The sequence below is a fragment of the Pseudomonadota bacterium genome, assembly GCA_016719885.1.
GTDB lineage: Bacteria > Pseudomonadota > Gammaproteobacteria.
In genome coordinates this window covers 38,015-54,565 of sequence record JADJYF010000003.1, presented here as the reverse complement: position 1 = coordinate 54,565, position 16,551 = coordinate 38,015, and the positions used below count along the sequence as shown (strand labels likewise).

Sequence of the window (16,551 nt, the reverse complement as noted above, 5' to 3'; positions counted from 1 at the left end):
CGCGCTTCCCACGCTGCCAGCATTGTCCGGACCCGCGCCATGCAACTTGTCGATTCCCATTGTCACCTGCCCTTGATCGAGGGCGGGGAAGCCGGCTTTGAAGGCATCCTGGAGCGCGCCGCGGCGGCCGGCGTCGGCCACATGCTGTGCGTATCGGTCGATCTCGAGTCCTATCCCGGGGTGCGCGAGCTGGCGCGGACCTACCGCGAGATCTCGTGCTCGGTCGGCGTGCATCCGAATACCGACACCCCGGTGCGCGAACCGACCCTCGAGGAACTGGTGACGGAGGGCGGCCAGGATTACGTGGTCGCCATCGGCGAGACCGGCCTCGATTACTTTCGCAGCGAAGGCGACCTCGAATGGCAGCGCGAGCGCTTCCGTCGCCACATCCGTGCTGCGCGCGAGGTCGCCAAGCCTCTCATCATCCACTGCCGCGAGGCGGCTGCCGATGTCATCCGTGTGCTGCGCGAAGAGCAGGCGGAGGAGGTGGGCGGCGTCATGCACTGCTTTGTCGACGATTGGGACACCGCGAGCGCCGCCATGGATCTCGGCTTTTACATTTCCCTTTCCGGCATCGTCACCTTCAAGACCGCCACGGCCCTGCAGACGGTCGCGCGGCAGGTGCCGCTGGAGCGAGTGCTGGTCGAGACCGATGCGCCGTGGCTTGCGCCGGTGCCCAAGCGTGGCAAGCAAAACGAGCCGGCCTATGTGCGCCACACGGCAGAGTTTCTCGCCACCCTGCGCGGCGAGTCACCGCTCGCGTTCGCGGCCGCCACCACCGACAACTTCCACCGGCTGATCCGGTTACCGCCCGATAAGTACGCTCAACCCTAGGCTAGATTGTCGACAATAAGGGTTGACCGTTAGGCCAAGACACGGCTATGGTCCGGTTTTATCCGGCGACATTGTCGACAATACCCGTGTACAACCCTGCGCTCGAAGACGACAGAGCCTTACGCACCTCGGCCGACCGTGTGTTCGAGGCCTTGCAGGATGCCATCGTGCGCGGTGACATCGCGCCGGGCTCGCGGGTCGGGGAGACCGAACTCGCCGAGCGCTTCCACACCAGTCGCGGCCCGCTGCGCGAAGCGCTGCGCCGCCTGGAATCGCGCCGCCTGGTGGAACGAACGCCGCATGTCGGCATCCGCATCGCGTCGCTCGATCATGCCGCGCTCATCGAGCTCTATTACCTGCGCGAGGCGCTGGAAGGCATGGCCGCGCGTCTCGCCGCGCTCAACATGAGCGCGGAAGAGATCGGTGGCTTGAAGGACCTGCTGGCCGCCCACGAGCAGGACGAAGCCCTGAAGGCCGATACCGCCTACTTCCAGCAGGAAGGCGATTTTGATTTCCACTACCGGGTCATCCACGGCAGCCACAATGCCGCCTTGACCGAGCTTTTGATCGGCGAGCTCTATCACCGCATTCGCATGTACCGCTACCAGTTCAGCGCCTACGCCAACCGGCCGCAAAAGGCCCTGGCCGAACATCAGCGCATCGTCGAAGCCATCGAAGCGCGCGATGGGGATCTCGCGGAAATGCTCATGCGCCGTCACATCAGCTCGGCGCGCCACAACATCGAGAAACACCTGAAGGAGAATCCATGACGCAGTCACTGACCGCCGGCGGCCGTTTCCGCCTTGCCCTGCGTGAAGAACGCCCGTTGCAGATCATCGGCACCGTCAACGCCTACGCGGCGATGATGGCCAAGCGCACCGGCTATCGCGCCATCTACCTGTCGGGCGCGGGCGTCGCCAATTACTCCTACGGCCTGCCCGATCTCGGCATGACCTCGCTGGACGACGTGCTGACCGACGTGCGTCGCATCACCACCCAGGTCGAGACGCCGCTCTTGGTCGACATCGATACCGGCTGGGGCGGCGCGTTCAATATCGCGCGTACCGTCAAGCAGATGATCGCGGCCGGCGCCGCCGCCGCGCACATCGAAGACCAGGTCGCGCAGAAGCGCTGCGGCCACCGTCCCGGCAAGGAAGTGGTATCCAAGGACGAAATGGTCGACCGCGTGAAAGCCGCGGTGGATGCCAAGACCGACGCAGATTTCGTCTTGATGGCGCGCACCGACGCGCTGCAGGTGGAGGGTTTGCAGGGTGTGATCGATCGCGCCTGCGCCTTCGTCGAAGCCGGCGCCGACGCGATCTTCGCCGAGGCCATGACCGACATCACCATGTACAAGACCGTGTGCGACCAGGTCAAAGTGCCGGTACTGGCCAACATCACCGAGTTCGGCACCACGCCTTACTACACCCGCGAGGAACTCGGCGCGCAGGGCATCGCCATGGTGCTCTACCCGCTGTCGCCGACCCGCGCCATGCAGAAGGCGGCCTTGAATGTCATGCAGGCCATCCGCAAGGACGGCACGCAGAAGAACGTCATCGATACCATGCAGACCCGTGCCGAGCTGTATGACTTCCTGGGCTACCACGCCTACGAAGACAAGCTCGACGAGCTGTTCCAGAAGAGCAAGTGACGGCCAGCGTCGCACCACCAAGAATCAAAGAGGAGATCCCCCATGTCCGATACCCCGAGCACCCTGCCGAAACCCAAGAAGTCGGTGGCCCTGTCCGGTACCGCCGCCGGCAACACGGCGCTGTGCACCGTCGGCCGCAGCGGCAATGATCTGCACTACCGCGGCTTCGACATCCTCGACATCGCCACCACCTGCGAATTCGAGGAAATCGCGCACCTCTTGGTGCACGGCAAACTGCCGAACGTCGCCGAACTCGCCGGTTACAAGGCCAAGCTGAAAGCCCTGCGTGGCCTGCCGGCGGCCTTGAAGGCCGCGCTCGAGGAGCTGCCGCCCTATGCGCACCCGATGGACGTGATGCGTACCGGCGTGTCGGTGTTGGGTTGCCTGTCGCCCGAGAAGGACGACCACAACCATCCTGGCGCGCGTGACATCGCCGACAAGCTGATGGCCTCGCTCGGTTCCATGCTGCTGTACTGGTACCACTACAGCCACAACGGCAAGCGCATCGATGTCGAGACCGACGACGACTCCATCGGCGGTCATTTCCTGCACCTGCTGCACGGCGCGAAGCCGCGCGCGAGCTGGGTGCGCGCCATGCATACCTCGCTGATCCTCTATGCCGAGCACGAATTCAACGCCTCGACCTTCACCTCGCGCGTGGTGGCCGGCACCGGTTCGGACATGTTCTCGGCCATTTGCGGCGGCATCGGCGCGCTGCGCGGGCCCAAGCATGGCGGCGCCAACGAAGTCGCCTTCGAGATCCAGAAGCGCTACGACAATCCCGACGAGGCGGAAGCCGATATCCGCGCCCGCGTCGAGAAGAAGGAAGTCGTGATCGGCTTCGGCCATCCGGTCTACACCATCGCCGATCCGCGCAACAAGATCATCAAGGAAGTCGCGCGCAAGCTGTCGGCGGAAGAGAACAACATGAAGATGTACGACATCGCCGAGCGTCTTGAAAGCGTGATGTGGGAAATCAAGAAAATGTTCCCGAACCTCGACTGGTTCAGCGCCGTCAGCTACCACATGATGGGCGTGCCGACCGCGATGTTCACGCCGCTGTTCGTGATTGCGCGCACCTCCGGCTGGTCGGCGCACGTCATCGAGCAGCGCATCGACGGCAAGATCATCCGTCCGAGTGCCAACTACAACGGTCCGGAAGACCAGAAGTTCGTGGCCCTCAAGGACCGCAAGTAACGAGAGCGACTGAGTATCATGAACTCGCAATACCGCAAGCCATTGCCCGGCACGAGCCTCGATTACTTCGATGCGCGTGCCGCGGTCAATGCCATCAAGCCTGGCGCCTGGGACAAATTGCCCTACACCGCGCGCGTGCACGCCGAGAACATCGTGCGACGCGCCGACCCGGCCATCATCAACGACTGCCTGGCGCAGATCATCGAGGTCAAGCGCGAGCGCGACTTTCCGTGGTTCCCGGCGCGCGTCGTGTGCCACGACATTCTCGGCCAGACCGCGCTGGTCGATCTCGCCGGTCTGCGTGACGCCATTGCCGACCAGGGCGGTGACCCGGCCAAGGTCAACCCGGTGGTGCCGGTGCAGTTGATTGTCGACCATTCGCTGGCCGTCGAATGCGGCGGTTTCGATCCCCAGGCGTTCGAGAAGAACCGCGCCATCGAAGACCGGCGCAACGAGGACAGATTCCACTTCATCGACTGGACCAAGCGCGCCTTCGACAACATGGTGGTCATTCCCGCCGGCAACGGCATCATGCACCAGATCAACCTGGAGAAGATGTCGCCGGTGATCCACGCGGAGGGTGGCGTGGCGTTCCCCGACACCTGCGTCGGCACCGACAGTCACACCCCGCACGTCGATGCGCTGGGCGTGATCGCGGTCGGTGTCGGCGGCCTCGAAGCGGAGAACGTGATGCTCGGTCGCGCCTCGTGGATGCGCCTGCCGGAAATCATCGGCGTCGAGCTGACGGGCAAGCTCAAGGAAGGCATCACTGCCACCGATCTCGTGCTGTCGCTCACCGAGTTCCTGCGCAAGTCGAAAGTAGTGGGCGCCTATCTCGAGTTCCATGGCGCAGGCGCGGCTTCACTGTCGCTCGGCGACCGCGCCACCATCTCCAACATGGCGCCCGAATACGGCGCCACCGCGGCAATGTTCTCCATCGATCAGCAGACGCTCGATTACCTGACCTTGACCGGCCGCGCCGCCGAGCAGGTCAAGCTGGTCGAGACCTATGCGAAGGAAGCAGGGCTGTGGTCCGACAGCCTGAAGGGCGCGGTCTATGAACGCTCCTTGAGCTTCGATCTCTCGACCGTGGTGCGTACCATGGCGGGGCCGAGCAATCCCCATGCGCGCGTGTCGGTCACCGAGCTCGCGAGCAAGGGTATCGCCGGTCAATGGCAAGAGAAGCCCGGCCAGATGCCCGATGGCGCTGTCATCATTGCCGCCATCACGAGCTGCACCAACACATCCAACCCGCGTAACGTGATCGCGGCGGGCCTGTTGGCGCGTAACGCCAACCGCCTCGGCCTCGTGCGCAAGCCGTGGGTCAAGAGCTCGCTGGCGCCGGGATCAAAGACCGTCGCGCTGTATCTCGAAGAGGCGGGCTTGAAAGCCGAACTCGAGAAGCTAGGCTTCGGCATCGTGGCCTTTGCCTGCACCACCTGCAATGGCATGTCGGGTGCGCTCGATCCGAAAATCCAGCAGGAGATCATCGACCGCGATCTGTATGCCACGGCGGTGCTGTCGGGCAACCGTAATTTCGATGGCCGTATCCATCCCTATGCCAAGCAAGCGTTCCTCGCCTCGCCGCCGCTGGTGGTGGCCTATGCGCTGGCCGGCACCATTCGCTTCGACATCGAGAAAGATGCCTTCGGCACCGACGCCAACGGCAAACCGATCACGCTGAAGGACCTGTGGCCGTCCGACGCCGAGGTCGATGCGCTGGTCGCGAAGAGCGTGACGCCCGAGCAGTTCCGCAAGGTCTACATCCCGATGTTCGAAGACAAGGGTGGCGCCGCGGAGAAGGTCAAGCCGCTCTATGACTGGCGCGCGCCCAGCACCTACATCCGGCGTCCGCCCTACTGGGAGGGTGCCCTGGCGGGCGAGCGCACGCTGAAGGGCATGCGTCCGCTGGCGCTGCTGCCGGACAACATCACGACCGATCACCTGTCGCCGTCCAACGCCATCCTGCTGGACAGCGCTGCCGGTGAATACCTCGCGAAAATGGGCCTGCCGGAGGAGGACTTCAATTCCTACGCCACCCATCGCGGCGATCACCTGACCGCGCAGCGCGCGACCTTCGCCAACCCGCAGTTGGTCAACGAAATGGCGATAGTCGATGGCAAGGTCAAGAAAGGCTCGCTTGCGCGCGTCGAACCGGACGGCAAGGTCATGCGCATGTGGGAGGCCATCGAGACCTACATGAATCGCAAGCAGCCCTTGATCATCATTGCCGGCGCCGACTACGGCCAGGGCAGTTCGCGTGACTGGGCGGCCAAGGGTGTGCGTCTGGCCGGCGTCGAAACCATCGTCGCCGAGGGCTTCGAGCGCATCCATCGCACCAACCTCATCGGCATGGGCGTGCTGCCGCTCGAGTTCAAGGCGGGCGTCAACCGCAAGACCTTGAACCTCGATGGCACCGAAACCTACGACGTCGAAGGTGCGCGCACGCCGCGCGCCGATCTGACCCTGGTCATCCATCGCAACAACGGTGAGACCGTGCGCGTGCCGGTGACCTGTCGTCTCGACACGGCGGAAGAGGTATCGGTGTACGAAGCGGGCGGTGTCTTGCAGCGCTTCGCGCAGGACTTCCTGGCCTCCAACACGGAGGCCTGACCACGAGGCCCACATGCGTCCTGCGTGATGCATGCCTGGAGGCGGTACGGCAACGCACCGCCTCTTTCATTTCAGGAGAATGATTTCATGGCACATGTACCCCAGGTAAAGATCCCCGCGACCTACATGCGTGGCGGCACCAGCAAAGGCGTGTTCTTTCGCCTGCAGGATCTGCCCGAGCGCTGCCAGCAGCCGGGTGAAGCGCGCGACAAGCTGCTGCTGCGCGTGATTGGCAGTCCCGATCCCTACGGCAAGCAGATAGACGGCATGGGCGGTGCCACTTCCAGCACCAGCAAGACCGTGATCCTGGCCAAGAGCGCCAAGCCCGACCACGACGTCGACTATCTTTTCGGCCAGGTCTCGATCGACAAGGCCTTCGTCGACTGGAGCGGCAACTGCGGCAATCTTTCCGCGGCGGTCGGCGCCTTCGCCATCAGTAATGGCCTGGTCGATGCGGCACGCATTCCGCGTGACGGCATCTGCACGGTGCGCATCTGGCAGGCCAATATTTCCAAGACCATCATCGGCCACGTGCCGATGTGCAACGGCGAAGTGCAGGAAACCGGCGACTTCGAACTCGATGGCGTGACCTTCCCGGCCGCCGAAGTGCAGCTCGAATTCATCGACCCGGCGGACGAGGGCGAAGGTGAGGGCGGTGGCGCGATGTTCCCGACCGGCAACCTCGTCGACGAACTCGAAGTGCCGGGTGTCGGTACCTTCAAAGCCACCATGATCAATGCCGGCATCCCGACGGTATTCGTCGAGGCCGAGGCCATCGGCTATACCGGCACCGAGCTGCAGGACGCCATCAACGGCGATGCCAAGGCGCTCGCCATGTTCGAGACCATGCGCGCCTACGGCGCATTGCGCATGGGCTTGATCAAGGACGTCGCCGAGGCGGCCAAGCGTCAGCACACGCCGAAGATCGCGTTCGTGTCCAAGCCCAAGGACTACGTCTCGTCGAGCGGCAAGCCGGTCAACGCCGCCGACGTGGACCTGCTGGTGCGCGCCTTGTCGATGGGCAAGCTGCATCACGCCATGATGGGCACGGCAGCGGTCGCCATCGGTACCGCCGCCGCGATCCCCGGCACGCTGGTCAACCTCGCGGCCGGTGGCAAAGAGCGCAACCAGGTGCGTTTCGGTCACCCCTCGGGCACCTTGCGGGTCGGCGCCGAGGCGACGCAAAGCCATGGCGAGTGGACCGTCACCAAGGCCATCATGAGCCGCAGCGCGCGGGTGCTGATGGAGGGTTGCGTGCGAGTGCCGGGCGACGCGTTCTAGGCGAACTCCGCTGGCGCAGCCGCGGCTCGCGAGCGGTTGGGATTCTGTGACAGGGTGCTCACTACGAAGGGCCAGCCGCCCTTCGTGCCCCTGATAGATTCCGTTCAACGAAAAGAAATATCAGGGAAGGAAATCATGTTGAGCAATCGTCGCCGCTGGTGGGCGCTAGCCCTTGCCGCCACGCTCCTGAGCCCGGCGGCCTTCGCCGACGGCACGATCACCTGGGACTGGAGCGCTCAGGAGCATGCCTCCGGCGCCGTCGTCGCCCAGGACAGCGGCTCGCTGCTCACCACGCCGGCAGTCAACTCCATTACGCTCGACGAGCCCAGGGCCTTCGTGGCCGGCGTCGGGCCACTGACCACCAGTTTCGAATTCCAGGTCGATGGCCATATCGACATCCCCACACGCTCCGTCGGTGTGGGCGTGGAAATCGTCGCCGAGGAATCGCCGTGGGATGAACGCAGCCCGCCGCCGGTGTCGACTCGCCGTTTGGGCAAGGCCGCGGTCCGCGCAGAGCTGCGGGATGTCGTGGATGTGCTGAGCGTGTCCGGCATGCTTGCCGCACTCGGCGAGGCCAATTTTGTCACCGGCGCCCTGCGCCCGTCGAAATTCGACGGCAGCCTGTTCACGCCCGCCATCGTCGCCGGTGAAGGCGCGAGCCTGTCCGAGATCCAACTGGAGTTCGGAGTCTACGAAATACTCGCCAACGACACACTCGACGAGAAATTCAGCAAGTCCTTCATCAAGACCATTACCAGCGAGCACGGTGGGGAAATGGTCCAATTCAACAATAGCCTGCACCCGGCGGAGGGCGATCCGTTGGGCAGCAGCCGTATTCCCCTGCAAAACGGCCGCAGTCACCTCATCGTGATCACCATGCAGGCCGTGGTCGAACTCACCGGCACACCGTTCCCCGCCAACGACCCTGCACGTTTGTCCGCGAACTCCTCGTTCAACAATACCTTCAGCTTCGGCGGCCTGTTCGACTTCCGGGATGCCAACGGCAATGCCTTGAATGACGTCACCTTCACCAGCCAAGGCGGCATCGACTGGCTGTCGCCGCTGACCGTGCCGCTGCCGGGTTCATTGTCACTGCTGCTTGGTGGCGTGGCACTGCTGGCCGGCGCCATGCGCCGTGCGCGATACTGAGAGCCGGTCTCACGTACGGAGAGTATTGCCATGGGTTTGCTGGTCGACGGCACCTGGCATGACCAGTGGTACGACACCAGCGCCAGCGGAGGGCGCTTCATTCGCAGTGAAGCGCAGTTTCGCCACTGGATTACCCGCGATGGCGCGCCCGGGCCGACCGGCGAGGGCGACTTCAAGGCGGAGCGGGGGCGTTATCATCTCTACGTCGGACTCGCGTGCCCGTGGGCGCATCGCACGCTGGTCTTTCGTCATCTGAAGGGCCTTACCCAGCACATCTCGATATCGGTCGTGCATTGGTACATGGCCGAGCACGGCTGGACTTTCGCGCCTGGCGACGGCGTCGTCGCCGATCCGATACATCACGCGCGCTTTCTGCACCAGGTCTATACCGCGGCGCAGCCCGATTACTCGGGGCGCGTGACCATCCCGGTGCTATGGGACAAACACCGCGGCGTCATCGTCAACAACGAGTCTTCCGAAATCATCCGCATGCTGAACTCGGCGTTCGATGCGTGCGGCGCGCTGGCCGGGGACTACTACCCGGCGGCATTACGCGCCGACATCGATGCAGTCAACGCGCGGGTGTACGAGACGGTGAACAACGGCGTGTACCGTGCGGGCTTCGCCACCAGCCAGGAGGCCTATGACGAAGCAGTGGTGAACTTGTTCGCCACCCTGGACTGGCTGGAAGAGCGCCTGACAGACCGTCGCCACCTGTGCGGTGACACGCTCACCGAAGCCGACTGGCGATTGTTCACCACGCTCATTCGCTTCGATGCCGTCTACCACTATCACTTCAAATGCAATTTGAAGCGTATTCGTGACTACCCGCGCTTACATGCCTTGATGATGCGCCTGTACGAAACGCCCGGCATCGCCGACACGGTGAACCTCGAACATATCAAGGGCCATTACTTCGCGAGCCACAAGACCATCAACCCGACCGGCATCATTCCGCGCGGCCCCTCGACGCCGTTCTGAAGCGCGGATGTTTCAGCGGCTGGCGGTGAGACCGGCGGGTACATTGGAGCCCGCGGGTTTGACCAACAGGTCTTTCAGCACAAAGCCCGCGAACATCGCGCCGACGAACACCATCACGTCGGCCGAGCCGCTGGCCAAGGCCACGAGTGCCGGACCGGGACAGAATCCCGCCAGGCCCCAGCCCGCGCCGAACAAGCTGGCGCCAACCAGCAACTGCCAGTCGATGTCGCGGCGCGAAGGAATATCGAAGCGCGCGGCGAGGAGGGGATGGGGACGCCCGACCGCCAGTCGATAGCCGACGAAGTTCACTATCACTGCGCCGCCCATGACGAACATCAAAGCGGGATCCCAGGCACCGAAGAGGTCGAGGAAGCCGACCACCTTGGTCGGCTGGGTCATGCCCGACAGCCCGAGACCAATCGCGAACAGGGCACCCAACAAGAAGAAGCTCAAGAATCTCATGACAAGCCTCCCAGTACGTGACGAATGACGAAAACCGTGGCGAAGCCCGCCGCCATGAACACGCCGGTCGCCACCAGCGAGCGAGGCGATAAGCGCGCCATACCGCACACGCCGTGGCCACTGGTGCAACCGCCGCCGAGCCGCGTGCCGAATCCGACCGCCAGGCCGGCCACCACCAGCAGCAGGTGATTGCTGGTCAGCGCGCCGGGCAGGGCCTGGGGAAACACCCGGCCGATGGCGAGCCCGCCGGCCAGCATCCCCAGCAAAAAGACCGCGCGCAGGGCGCGTTCCGTAGTAGGGGTGCCCGCCGCGATCATGCCCGCGGCAATGCCGCTGACGCCCAGGATGCGTCCATTCACGGCCAGCATCAGCGCGGCGGCGAGTCCTATCACGGCGCCGCCGGCGAGGGCGGCGGGAATGCTTCCGGGCTCAATCATGTCAACCTCTCAAAACGCTTTCAGATGGGATTCCGGCATCAGCCACGGCCACTTGCGACCGGCGACGAGGCCCTTCCAGTAGATGTAAGGCAGGATGTGCTTCTTCAGCAGGTACATGCTGAGACGCTCCTTGCCCTGGTCGAAGGGAAAAGTCTCCTGCGGGTTCAGGTCGTAATCGAACTCGGCCAGGATCAGCCTGCCGTAGCCCGTGACCAGCGGACAGGACGTGTAGCCGTCATATTTCTCGCCCAGTTCACGGCCGCTCATGGTCGCCACCAGGTTGAAGACCAGCACCGGCAGCTGCGCCCGCACGGCGGCAGCGGTCTTGGACGTCGGGCAACTGCTCGAATCACCGAGGCTGAACACGTTCGGATAACGGGTGTGCTGCAGCGTGCCCTTGTCGACATCGACGAAGCCGGCACTGTTGGCCAGTGGGCTGCCACTGACCACCAGCGGCGCGCTCATCGGCGGTGTGATGTGCAGCATGTCGTATTTTTCGCTGCGGGTTTCGCCGTTCTTGGTGTGCTCGAAACTCGCTTCGTGGGCCACCGCGTCGACGGCTGTCAGCTTCCACGCGAACTGAGCGTCGATGTCGCGCTTGGCGCAGATCTCGTTAAGGGCGGCGGCATACTTCTTGACCGCGAAAATCGTGTCGCCCGCGCAGCGGTAAGACACCGTCACCTGGTTGCGCACGCCGCTGCGACGGAAATGATCCTCGGCGAGATACATGATCTTTTGCGGCGCACCGGCGCATTTGATCGGGGGCGGCGGGAAGGTGAACATGGCCACACCGCGTTTCAGGTTGCGAATGTTCTCCCAAGTCGACGGCACGCTGTCGTAGCTGTAGTTGCTGCAAATGCCGTGCTTGCCGAGATTGCCCTTCAGACCGTCAATCTTGTCCCAGTCGAGCTTGAGGCCAGTGGCCACGATCAGGTAGTCGTAATCGACGCGCTTGCCCGAGGTTGTCAGCAGGTGGTTGTCGTGCGGCACGAACTCCGCGCAGCCTTCGTTGAGCCAGTTGATGCCATCCGGCACCAGTTCCGCCAGCGGCCGGCGCGTGACTTCGCGCGGGAACAGCCCGGCGCCCACCATCGTCCACTGCGGCTGGTAATAGTGGTACTCGGAAGGTTCGAGCAAGGTGATGTCGAGCTTGTCGCGACCGGGCAACTGGTCCAGGGCTGACACCGCGGCCATACCACCTGTTCCCCCTCCAACCACCACGATACGCGTCTTGTTGTTTTGCATGATGCTCTCCGGCCGGCCGCGCGTTGAGACTGCAGTCTTCCTGTCAGTGCAGTGGTTGAGCGGCGACGCCATTACGTAACATTTTGGCCACCGGCGGTATCAGGAACACGGCTCCCACACTGAGGATCCCGGCGCCGGCGATGATTCGATCGACAGCAAACGCCCGCGCCAGCAGGCCGCTGCCTTCGATGCAAACCAGTATAGCCGCGACCAGCAACACGAAGACGCCGAAGCCGCGCTGCAGTTGTGCGCCGGACACGCGGCGCGCGAGACGCGTGCCCAGCACCGTGCCCGCGATGCTGAGCACACTGATGATGGCCGCGGAATCAACGTCCAGGGCGACGTCGGAAGTCAGCGCGTAGCTCGCGATGCCGGCGCCGCAGTTCATGACGATCACCAGTAATGAAGTGCCAATCGCGGAGTGCATCGGCAATCCTCCGAGCAGGGCCAGGGCAGGCACCACCAGGAAGCCGCCGCCGGCGCCGACCAGGCCGGTTACCATGCCGACGCCGAAACCATCGGCGAGTACGCGTTGGATACGGCGCTCAGGGGGCGAGCCCGTTTCAGCGCAGGCATGCTTGCCACAGCTTCTGCGCAACATCGCCAGCCCGCTGCCGACCATCACGCCGGCAAATAACAGCAGCAACAGGGCGTCGGCCAAGTGTTGCGCGACAGCGCCACCGACGTAGGCGCCGGCCATGCCCGCCGCGCCGAAAATCGCCCCGGTGCGCCAAACCACCCGACCAGCGCGGGAATGGGACAGCAGTGCGGCCAGCGACGTGACTCCGACGATCAACATGGACGTCACGATCGCGACCTTGGCCTCGAGGCCCACGACATAGACCAACAGCGGCACGGTCAAGATCGAGCCACCGCCACCAGTCAGCCCCAGCAAAACGCCTATGGCCAGACCGGCTGCGATGATCTCGATGGCGGCAAGTGAAAGCATGGCCTTCGTATTTGATGGAACTGTCGCCAAGGATATATGGCTTTATCGAATAACCTAAGATTTTATTGTTATAAAAAGAGTCCCCTATGGATGGCCAATGTCGACGAGCGCCGCGCGAGGCGCGTGCCTGTTCGCGCCACTATGCGGGATGTCGCCGTCATGAACTTGCCGTAGGACTCGACCGCGGACACCGGCACTCGAGCTGCGGCGCTTCTTGTGGTTGATCCACTGATACTCGCAGCAGCTTTAAAAGCTTCCGCCAAGATTCGACCATGCGCGCGAGGCTCGCCATGGCCGTGCAAGTCGACCGCGATCCGTCCTATGCAAAAGACCCAAGGATGGTGCCGGCAACGCCTGCGCCATGCCGAAAGCTCACGCGGTCCAACGCCGAACCCCACTGTCCTTTCGAGTCTCTCAAAGTTCACATAATGTATATTATGTCAAATATACAAACTGATCGCTCCAGTCCGTCCTCACGATCAGCGCGCCCAAAGGATGAATCCCTTCATCCCTTCGCTCCGCACACTGCAATGCGCCCCGTCAGTCGTCACCGCCCAGCCAACCGCCTTCCACCGGCAGCACTGCGCCGGTCGTGAAACTCGATGCGCCGCTCGCGAAATACAAGGCCGCGCCGACGATTTCCTCGGGCTGGCCGCCGCGCTTCAAGGCCATGCGCTGTGCGCGTTTTTCGAAACTCTCCATGTCCCAGGCCTTGGAAATGTCGGTCAGGAACGGGCCGGCCATGATGCTGTTGACTCGTACCTCGGGCCCATAGGCATGCGCGAACGCGCCCGTGATGCAATTGAGGCCAGCCTTGGCGGCGCCGTAAGGCTGGGAGCCCGGCACGGGCCGCATGGCGGCGGTGCTGGAGATGTTGATGATGGTGCCGCTGCCCGCCGCCTGCATGCGCGGCGCGATCAGTCCCATGAGCCGGAACGGGCCCTTGAGGTTGATGGCGATGACTTTGTCGAAGAGGTCTTCCGTCACCTGGTCCAGCGACGGATACAGGGGCGACAAGCCTGCGTTGTTGACCAGCACGTCGACCTTGCCGAAGTGTGCATAGACGGCATCGACCATGGTCGCGAGATCGTCCCAACGCCCGACGTGGCATGAATACGCCAAGGCGCGTCGTCCCAGCGCCTCGATTTCCGCGGCCACCGCCTGGCATTGATCGAGCTTGCGGCTGACCACCGCGATGTCGGCGCCGCGCTCAGCGAAGGCCAGCGCCATCTGGCGCCCGAGGCCGCGGCTGCCGCCGGTGATCAAGGCGACCTTGCCGCTCAAATCAAACAAGTCTTTGCTCATGGTTCTCCCCTTGGATTTTCGGTCGGACATTCTCGCAGTGGCCCACGCGTGGCGCCACAAAGCCCGGCCGCGCGCGCAAAAAAAAGGGCCTTCCCGGCCCTGACAAGGTGTTGCCATCATGCACTCGGCACCATCCGGTGCCGCGCATGGCAGTGTGGGAGGAAGCAACGTAGGGCTACATCCATGTCCCGATGGAAACCTGTCCCGGCCCGCCTCCCCCGCGGACCCTGCGCCGGCTCCTGGCAGTCGGGGTAGAATGCCGCGACTCCACGAACCAGACGCTCAAAACCACTCGATGTCCAAACCGCAGAAACCCACCTTGCATCGCGATGCCTGGCTCAAGAAAGCACTCGATGTGCTGTTCTCCCATGGCATCAGCAGCGTCAAGGTCGAAATCCTGGCGCGCGAACTGGCCGTCACCAAGGGCAGCTTCTACTGGCACTTCAAGAACCGCGACGAGTTGCTGCACCAGATGGTCGACTGGTGGCGTGAGAACCAGAAGGCCTTCATCGCCCGCCTGGACGTCACCCACATCACCGACGCACCCAACCTCATCAAGTCGGTCATCGATTTCACCCACCACACCGACGACTCGCGTCACGATGTCGCCATGCGTGAGTTTGCCCGCTTCGATCGCTACGCCGCCGAGGCGGTGTCCGAGATCGATCGTCGGCGCATCGATTACCTGTGCGTGCTGTTCAAGGCCGCTCACTTCGAGCCGGCCGAAGCCCTGCTGCGCGCGCAGGCTCTGTACTTCTACCAGGTCGGCGAATACACCACGTCGCTGACCATGGATGCGGAGCTACGCGATGAACTCGCCGAGCGCCGCTTTCGTCTGCTGATCGGCAGACCGCAAGGCAACCTTGCGTAAAGTCACCGTACGGCGTCGTACCGTACGAAGGCGTACGGGAATGTAGCAGCGCGGCCCCACGAGCGCAATGCGCTCTGTGGGTGCGATTTCAATCGCACATTGCGTGAGGTTGCGCGGCGCGAAGGCCGTGCATCAAGGTGCGAATGAATTCGCACCTGCATCCGGGACCGCCGGCGTTTTCGAGAACTCAGACCTCCGCCGCCCCCGCCCACTTGAACGGCCCGTACAGGCCCTGGGCGATATCCAGGCGATCGCGTTGCGCGCCGCCCAGCCACATCTGCACGATTTTGTAATCGCGCATGTATTTCTCGAGATGACTCTCGTAGGCATAGCCCGCCGAGCCCATCAGCTCCATGCCGCGATTGCACACCAGCTCAGCGGTGTCGCCGGCGTAGGAACGCGCGGCTGAACACTTGGCCTTCATTTCCTTGCTCCACGGCGGACCGTAGATGTCCGGCCGCGTCACCTGCCAGGTGACGGACAGGTAGTACTGTCGCGCGATGTCGATGGCGCGGTACATCTCGGCCAGGTGGTTGGCAAACAGCGAACGCTCACGCATGGGCGTGCCTTCGATGATGCGGTTACGGGTGAACTCGAGGACGATTTCCAGCACCGCCTCGCACAGGCCGGTCAGCCGCGCGGCGCCGGCCAGACGGCCCAAGGCAATGATGTAACCGCTGACGATATTTGCGCCCTGCCCGCGCTCGGTATCCACGCGGTAGCGCTTGGGGATACGAACATCGTTGTACCAGAGGTCGGCATTCAACTCGGTGTGGGAAAAGCCCATCTTCTGGTAGGGATTGGAGAACTCGAGACCGGGCGCGTCGGCCGGCACGTAGAACAGGCCCACGCCGTCGGGCCCGAGCTTGGGATCGGTGGTCGCCACGGTCCAGTAGCCGAGATGCCCGGTGAGATGTTGGGTCTTGAAGCGATCGGCATAGCCGGCCGGCCCCGGCCACAGCTTGTGGCCGTTGATGACGTAATCGTCACCCTCCTCCCTGGCCATGACCTTGAGGCTGCGGAAGCCCTGCGCCGGGTCTTCGACGTTGGCGCCGCCATGAGGCTCGGTGATCGCCACGCAGGCCGTCCACGATTCCTCGCCGACGATGCGCGGCGCGAACTCTTTCAAAAGGTCATCGCGCTTGGCGGCGGCCATGCACGACACTATCCAGTGAATCTTGCCGACCTTGGTCGCGAGCCCGATGTCGGCGCGCGACAGCTCCTCGTTGATCATCTGGCGCACCACCGGCGCGTAAGCCAGGCCACCATGTGCTTCCGGAAGGTTGGTGCGCGTCACGCCCAGGTCGACGAGCTTGGCGTAGAGGCGATGCACGGTTTCCTTGGCCAGCTTCTCGTCGCGATGCCAACCGCCTTCGAGGTCATGACGGTAGGGCATCAGCTCCTTGTTGACGAAGGCACGGATGGTCTCGGCGATGGTGATCTCTTCGTCGGTGCAAAACGCGCGGGTGTATTTTTGCGCGGGTTCGAGCAGGCGGTAGCCCTCGCCCACCACGTGTTGCAACCGCTCAGCAGGTTGTGCGCTCATTGACTGATCCTCCGGACGCGCTTGGTCGAA

The 16,551-nt window shown here is 63.6% G+C and carries 15 protein-coding genes; 9 read left to right on the top strand and 6 right to left on the bottom strand.

The window, feature by feature from the left end; all coding sequences use genetic code 11:
* Positions 1–39: 39 nt before the first annotated feature.
* The 8 genes from IPM80_03290 (at position 40) to IPM80_03255 (ending at position 9,706) form a co-directional block, all read left to right on the top strand.
* Positions 40–834 carry a TatD family hydrolase gene (locus IPM80_03290; GenBank protein MBK8957461.1) on the top strand — a complete coding sequence of 265 codons (795 nt, stop codon included), beginning with the start codon at positions 40–42 and terminating at the stop codon, positions 832–834.
* Positions 835–881: 47 nt separating this feature from the next.
* On the top strand, positions 882–1,604 hold the full coding sequence (locus IPM80_03285; protein ID MBK8957460.1) for a GntR family transcriptional regulator: 723 nt from the start codon (positions 882–884) through the stop codon (positions 1,602–1,604).
* Positions 1,601–2,485, top strand: a complete 885-nt coding sequence (prpB, locus tag IPM80_03280; protein MBK8957459.1) for a methylisocitrate lyase — start codon at positions 1,601–1,603, stop codon at positions 2,483–2,485. The genes IPM80_03285 and prpB overlap by 4 nt, the downstream gene beginning before the upstream one ends.
* A gap of 42 nt (positions 2,486–2,527) precedes the next feature.
* Entirely contained in the window at positions 2,528–3,682 is a 1,155-nt protein-coding gene (gene prpC / locus IPM80_03275) for a 2-methylcitrate synthase (protein MBK8957458.1), read from the top strand.
* Positions 3,683–3,700: 18 nt separating this feature from the next.
* Positions 3,701–6,295 (top strand): Fe/S-dependent 2-methylisocitrate dehydratase AcnD, encoded by a 2,595-nt coding sequence (acnD, locus tag IPM80_03270; GenBank protein ID MBK8957457.1) that lies wholly within the window; start codon positions 3,701–3,703, stop codon positions 6,293–6,295.
* Between the two features lie 87 nt (positions 6,296–6,382).
* Entirely contained in the window at positions 6,383–7,576 is a 1,194-nt protein-coding gene (prpF, locus tag IPM80_03265; protein MBK8957456.1) for a 2-methylaconitate cis-trans isomerase PrpF, read from the top strand.
* 84 nt (positions 7,577–7,660) lie between these two features.
* Complete coding sequence (locus tag IPM80_03260) at positions 7,661–8,725, top strand: hypothetical protein (protein ID MBK8957455.1); 1,065 nt, start codon at positions 7,661–7,663, stop codon at positions 8,723–8,725.
* Positions 8,726–8,755: 30 nt separating this feature from the next.
* Positions 8,756–9,706: a glutathione S-transferase family protein gene (locus IPM80_03255; protein MBK8957454.1), complete on the top strand. Its 951-nt coding sequence runs from the start codon at positions 8,756–8,758 to the stop codon at positions 9,704–9,706.
* A 12-nt stretch (positions 9,707–9,718) separates the two neighbouring features.
* Here the strand turns inward: IPM80_03255 and IPM80_03250 are convergent, their stop codons facing one another.
* The 5 genes from IPM80_03250 to IPM80_03230 form a co-directional block, all read right to left on the bottom strand.
* A complete protein-coding gene (locus IPM80_03250; protein ID MBK8957453.1) occupies positions 9,719–10,168 on the bottom strand; it encodes a YeeE/YedE family protein in 450 nt (149 codons plus the stop codon).
* Positions 10,165–10,605, bottom strand: a complete 441-nt coding sequence (locus IPM80_03245) for a YeeE/YedE family protein (GenBank protein MBK8957452.1) — start codon at positions 10,603–10,605, stop codon at positions 10,165–10,167. Before IPM80_03245 ends, IPM80_03250 begins: the two co-directional genes overlap by 4 nt.
* A 9-nt stretch (positions 10,606–10,614) precedes the next feature.
* Positions 10,615–11,850: an NAD(P)/FAD-dependent oxidoreductase gene (locus tag IPM80_03240; GenBank protein ID MBK8957451.1), complete on the bottom strand. Its 1,236-nt coding sequence runs from the start codon at positions 11,848–11,850 to the stop codon at positions 10,615–10,617.
* A 43-nt stretch (positions 11,851–11,893) separates the two neighbouring features.
* Complete coding sequence (locus IPM80_03235; GenBank protein ID MBK8957450.1) at positions 11,894–12,799, bottom strand: sulfite exporter TauE/SafE family protein; 906 nt, start codon at positions 12,797–12,799, stop codon at positions 11,894–11,896.
* A 540-nt stretch (positions 12,800–13,339) separates the two neighbouring features.
* Entirely contained in the window at positions 13,340–14,104 is a 765-nt protein-coding gene (locus IPM80_03230; protein ID MBK8957449.1) for an SDR family oxidoreductase, read from the bottom strand.
* A gap of 295 nt (positions 14,105–14,399) precedes the next feature.
* Here IPM80_03230 and IPM80_03225 point away from each other — a divergent pair, with 295 nt between their 5' ends.
* Positions 14,400–14,975 (top strand): TetR/AcrR family transcriptional regulator, encoded by a 576-nt coding sequence (locus IPM80_03225; GenBank protein ID MBK8957448.1) that lies wholly within the window; start codon positions 14,400–14,402, stop codon positions 14,973–14,975.
* 187 nt (positions 14,976–15,162) lie between these two features.
* Here the strand turns inward: IPM80_03225 and IPM80_03220 are convergent, their stop codons facing one another.
* A complete protein-coding gene (locus tag IPM80_03220; GenBank protein ID MBK8957447.1) occupies positions 15,163–16,521 on the bottom strand; it encodes an acyl-CoA/acyl-ACP dehydrogenase in 1,359 nt (452 codons plus the stop codon).
* Between the last annotated feature and the right edge of the window lie 30 nt (positions 16,522–16,551).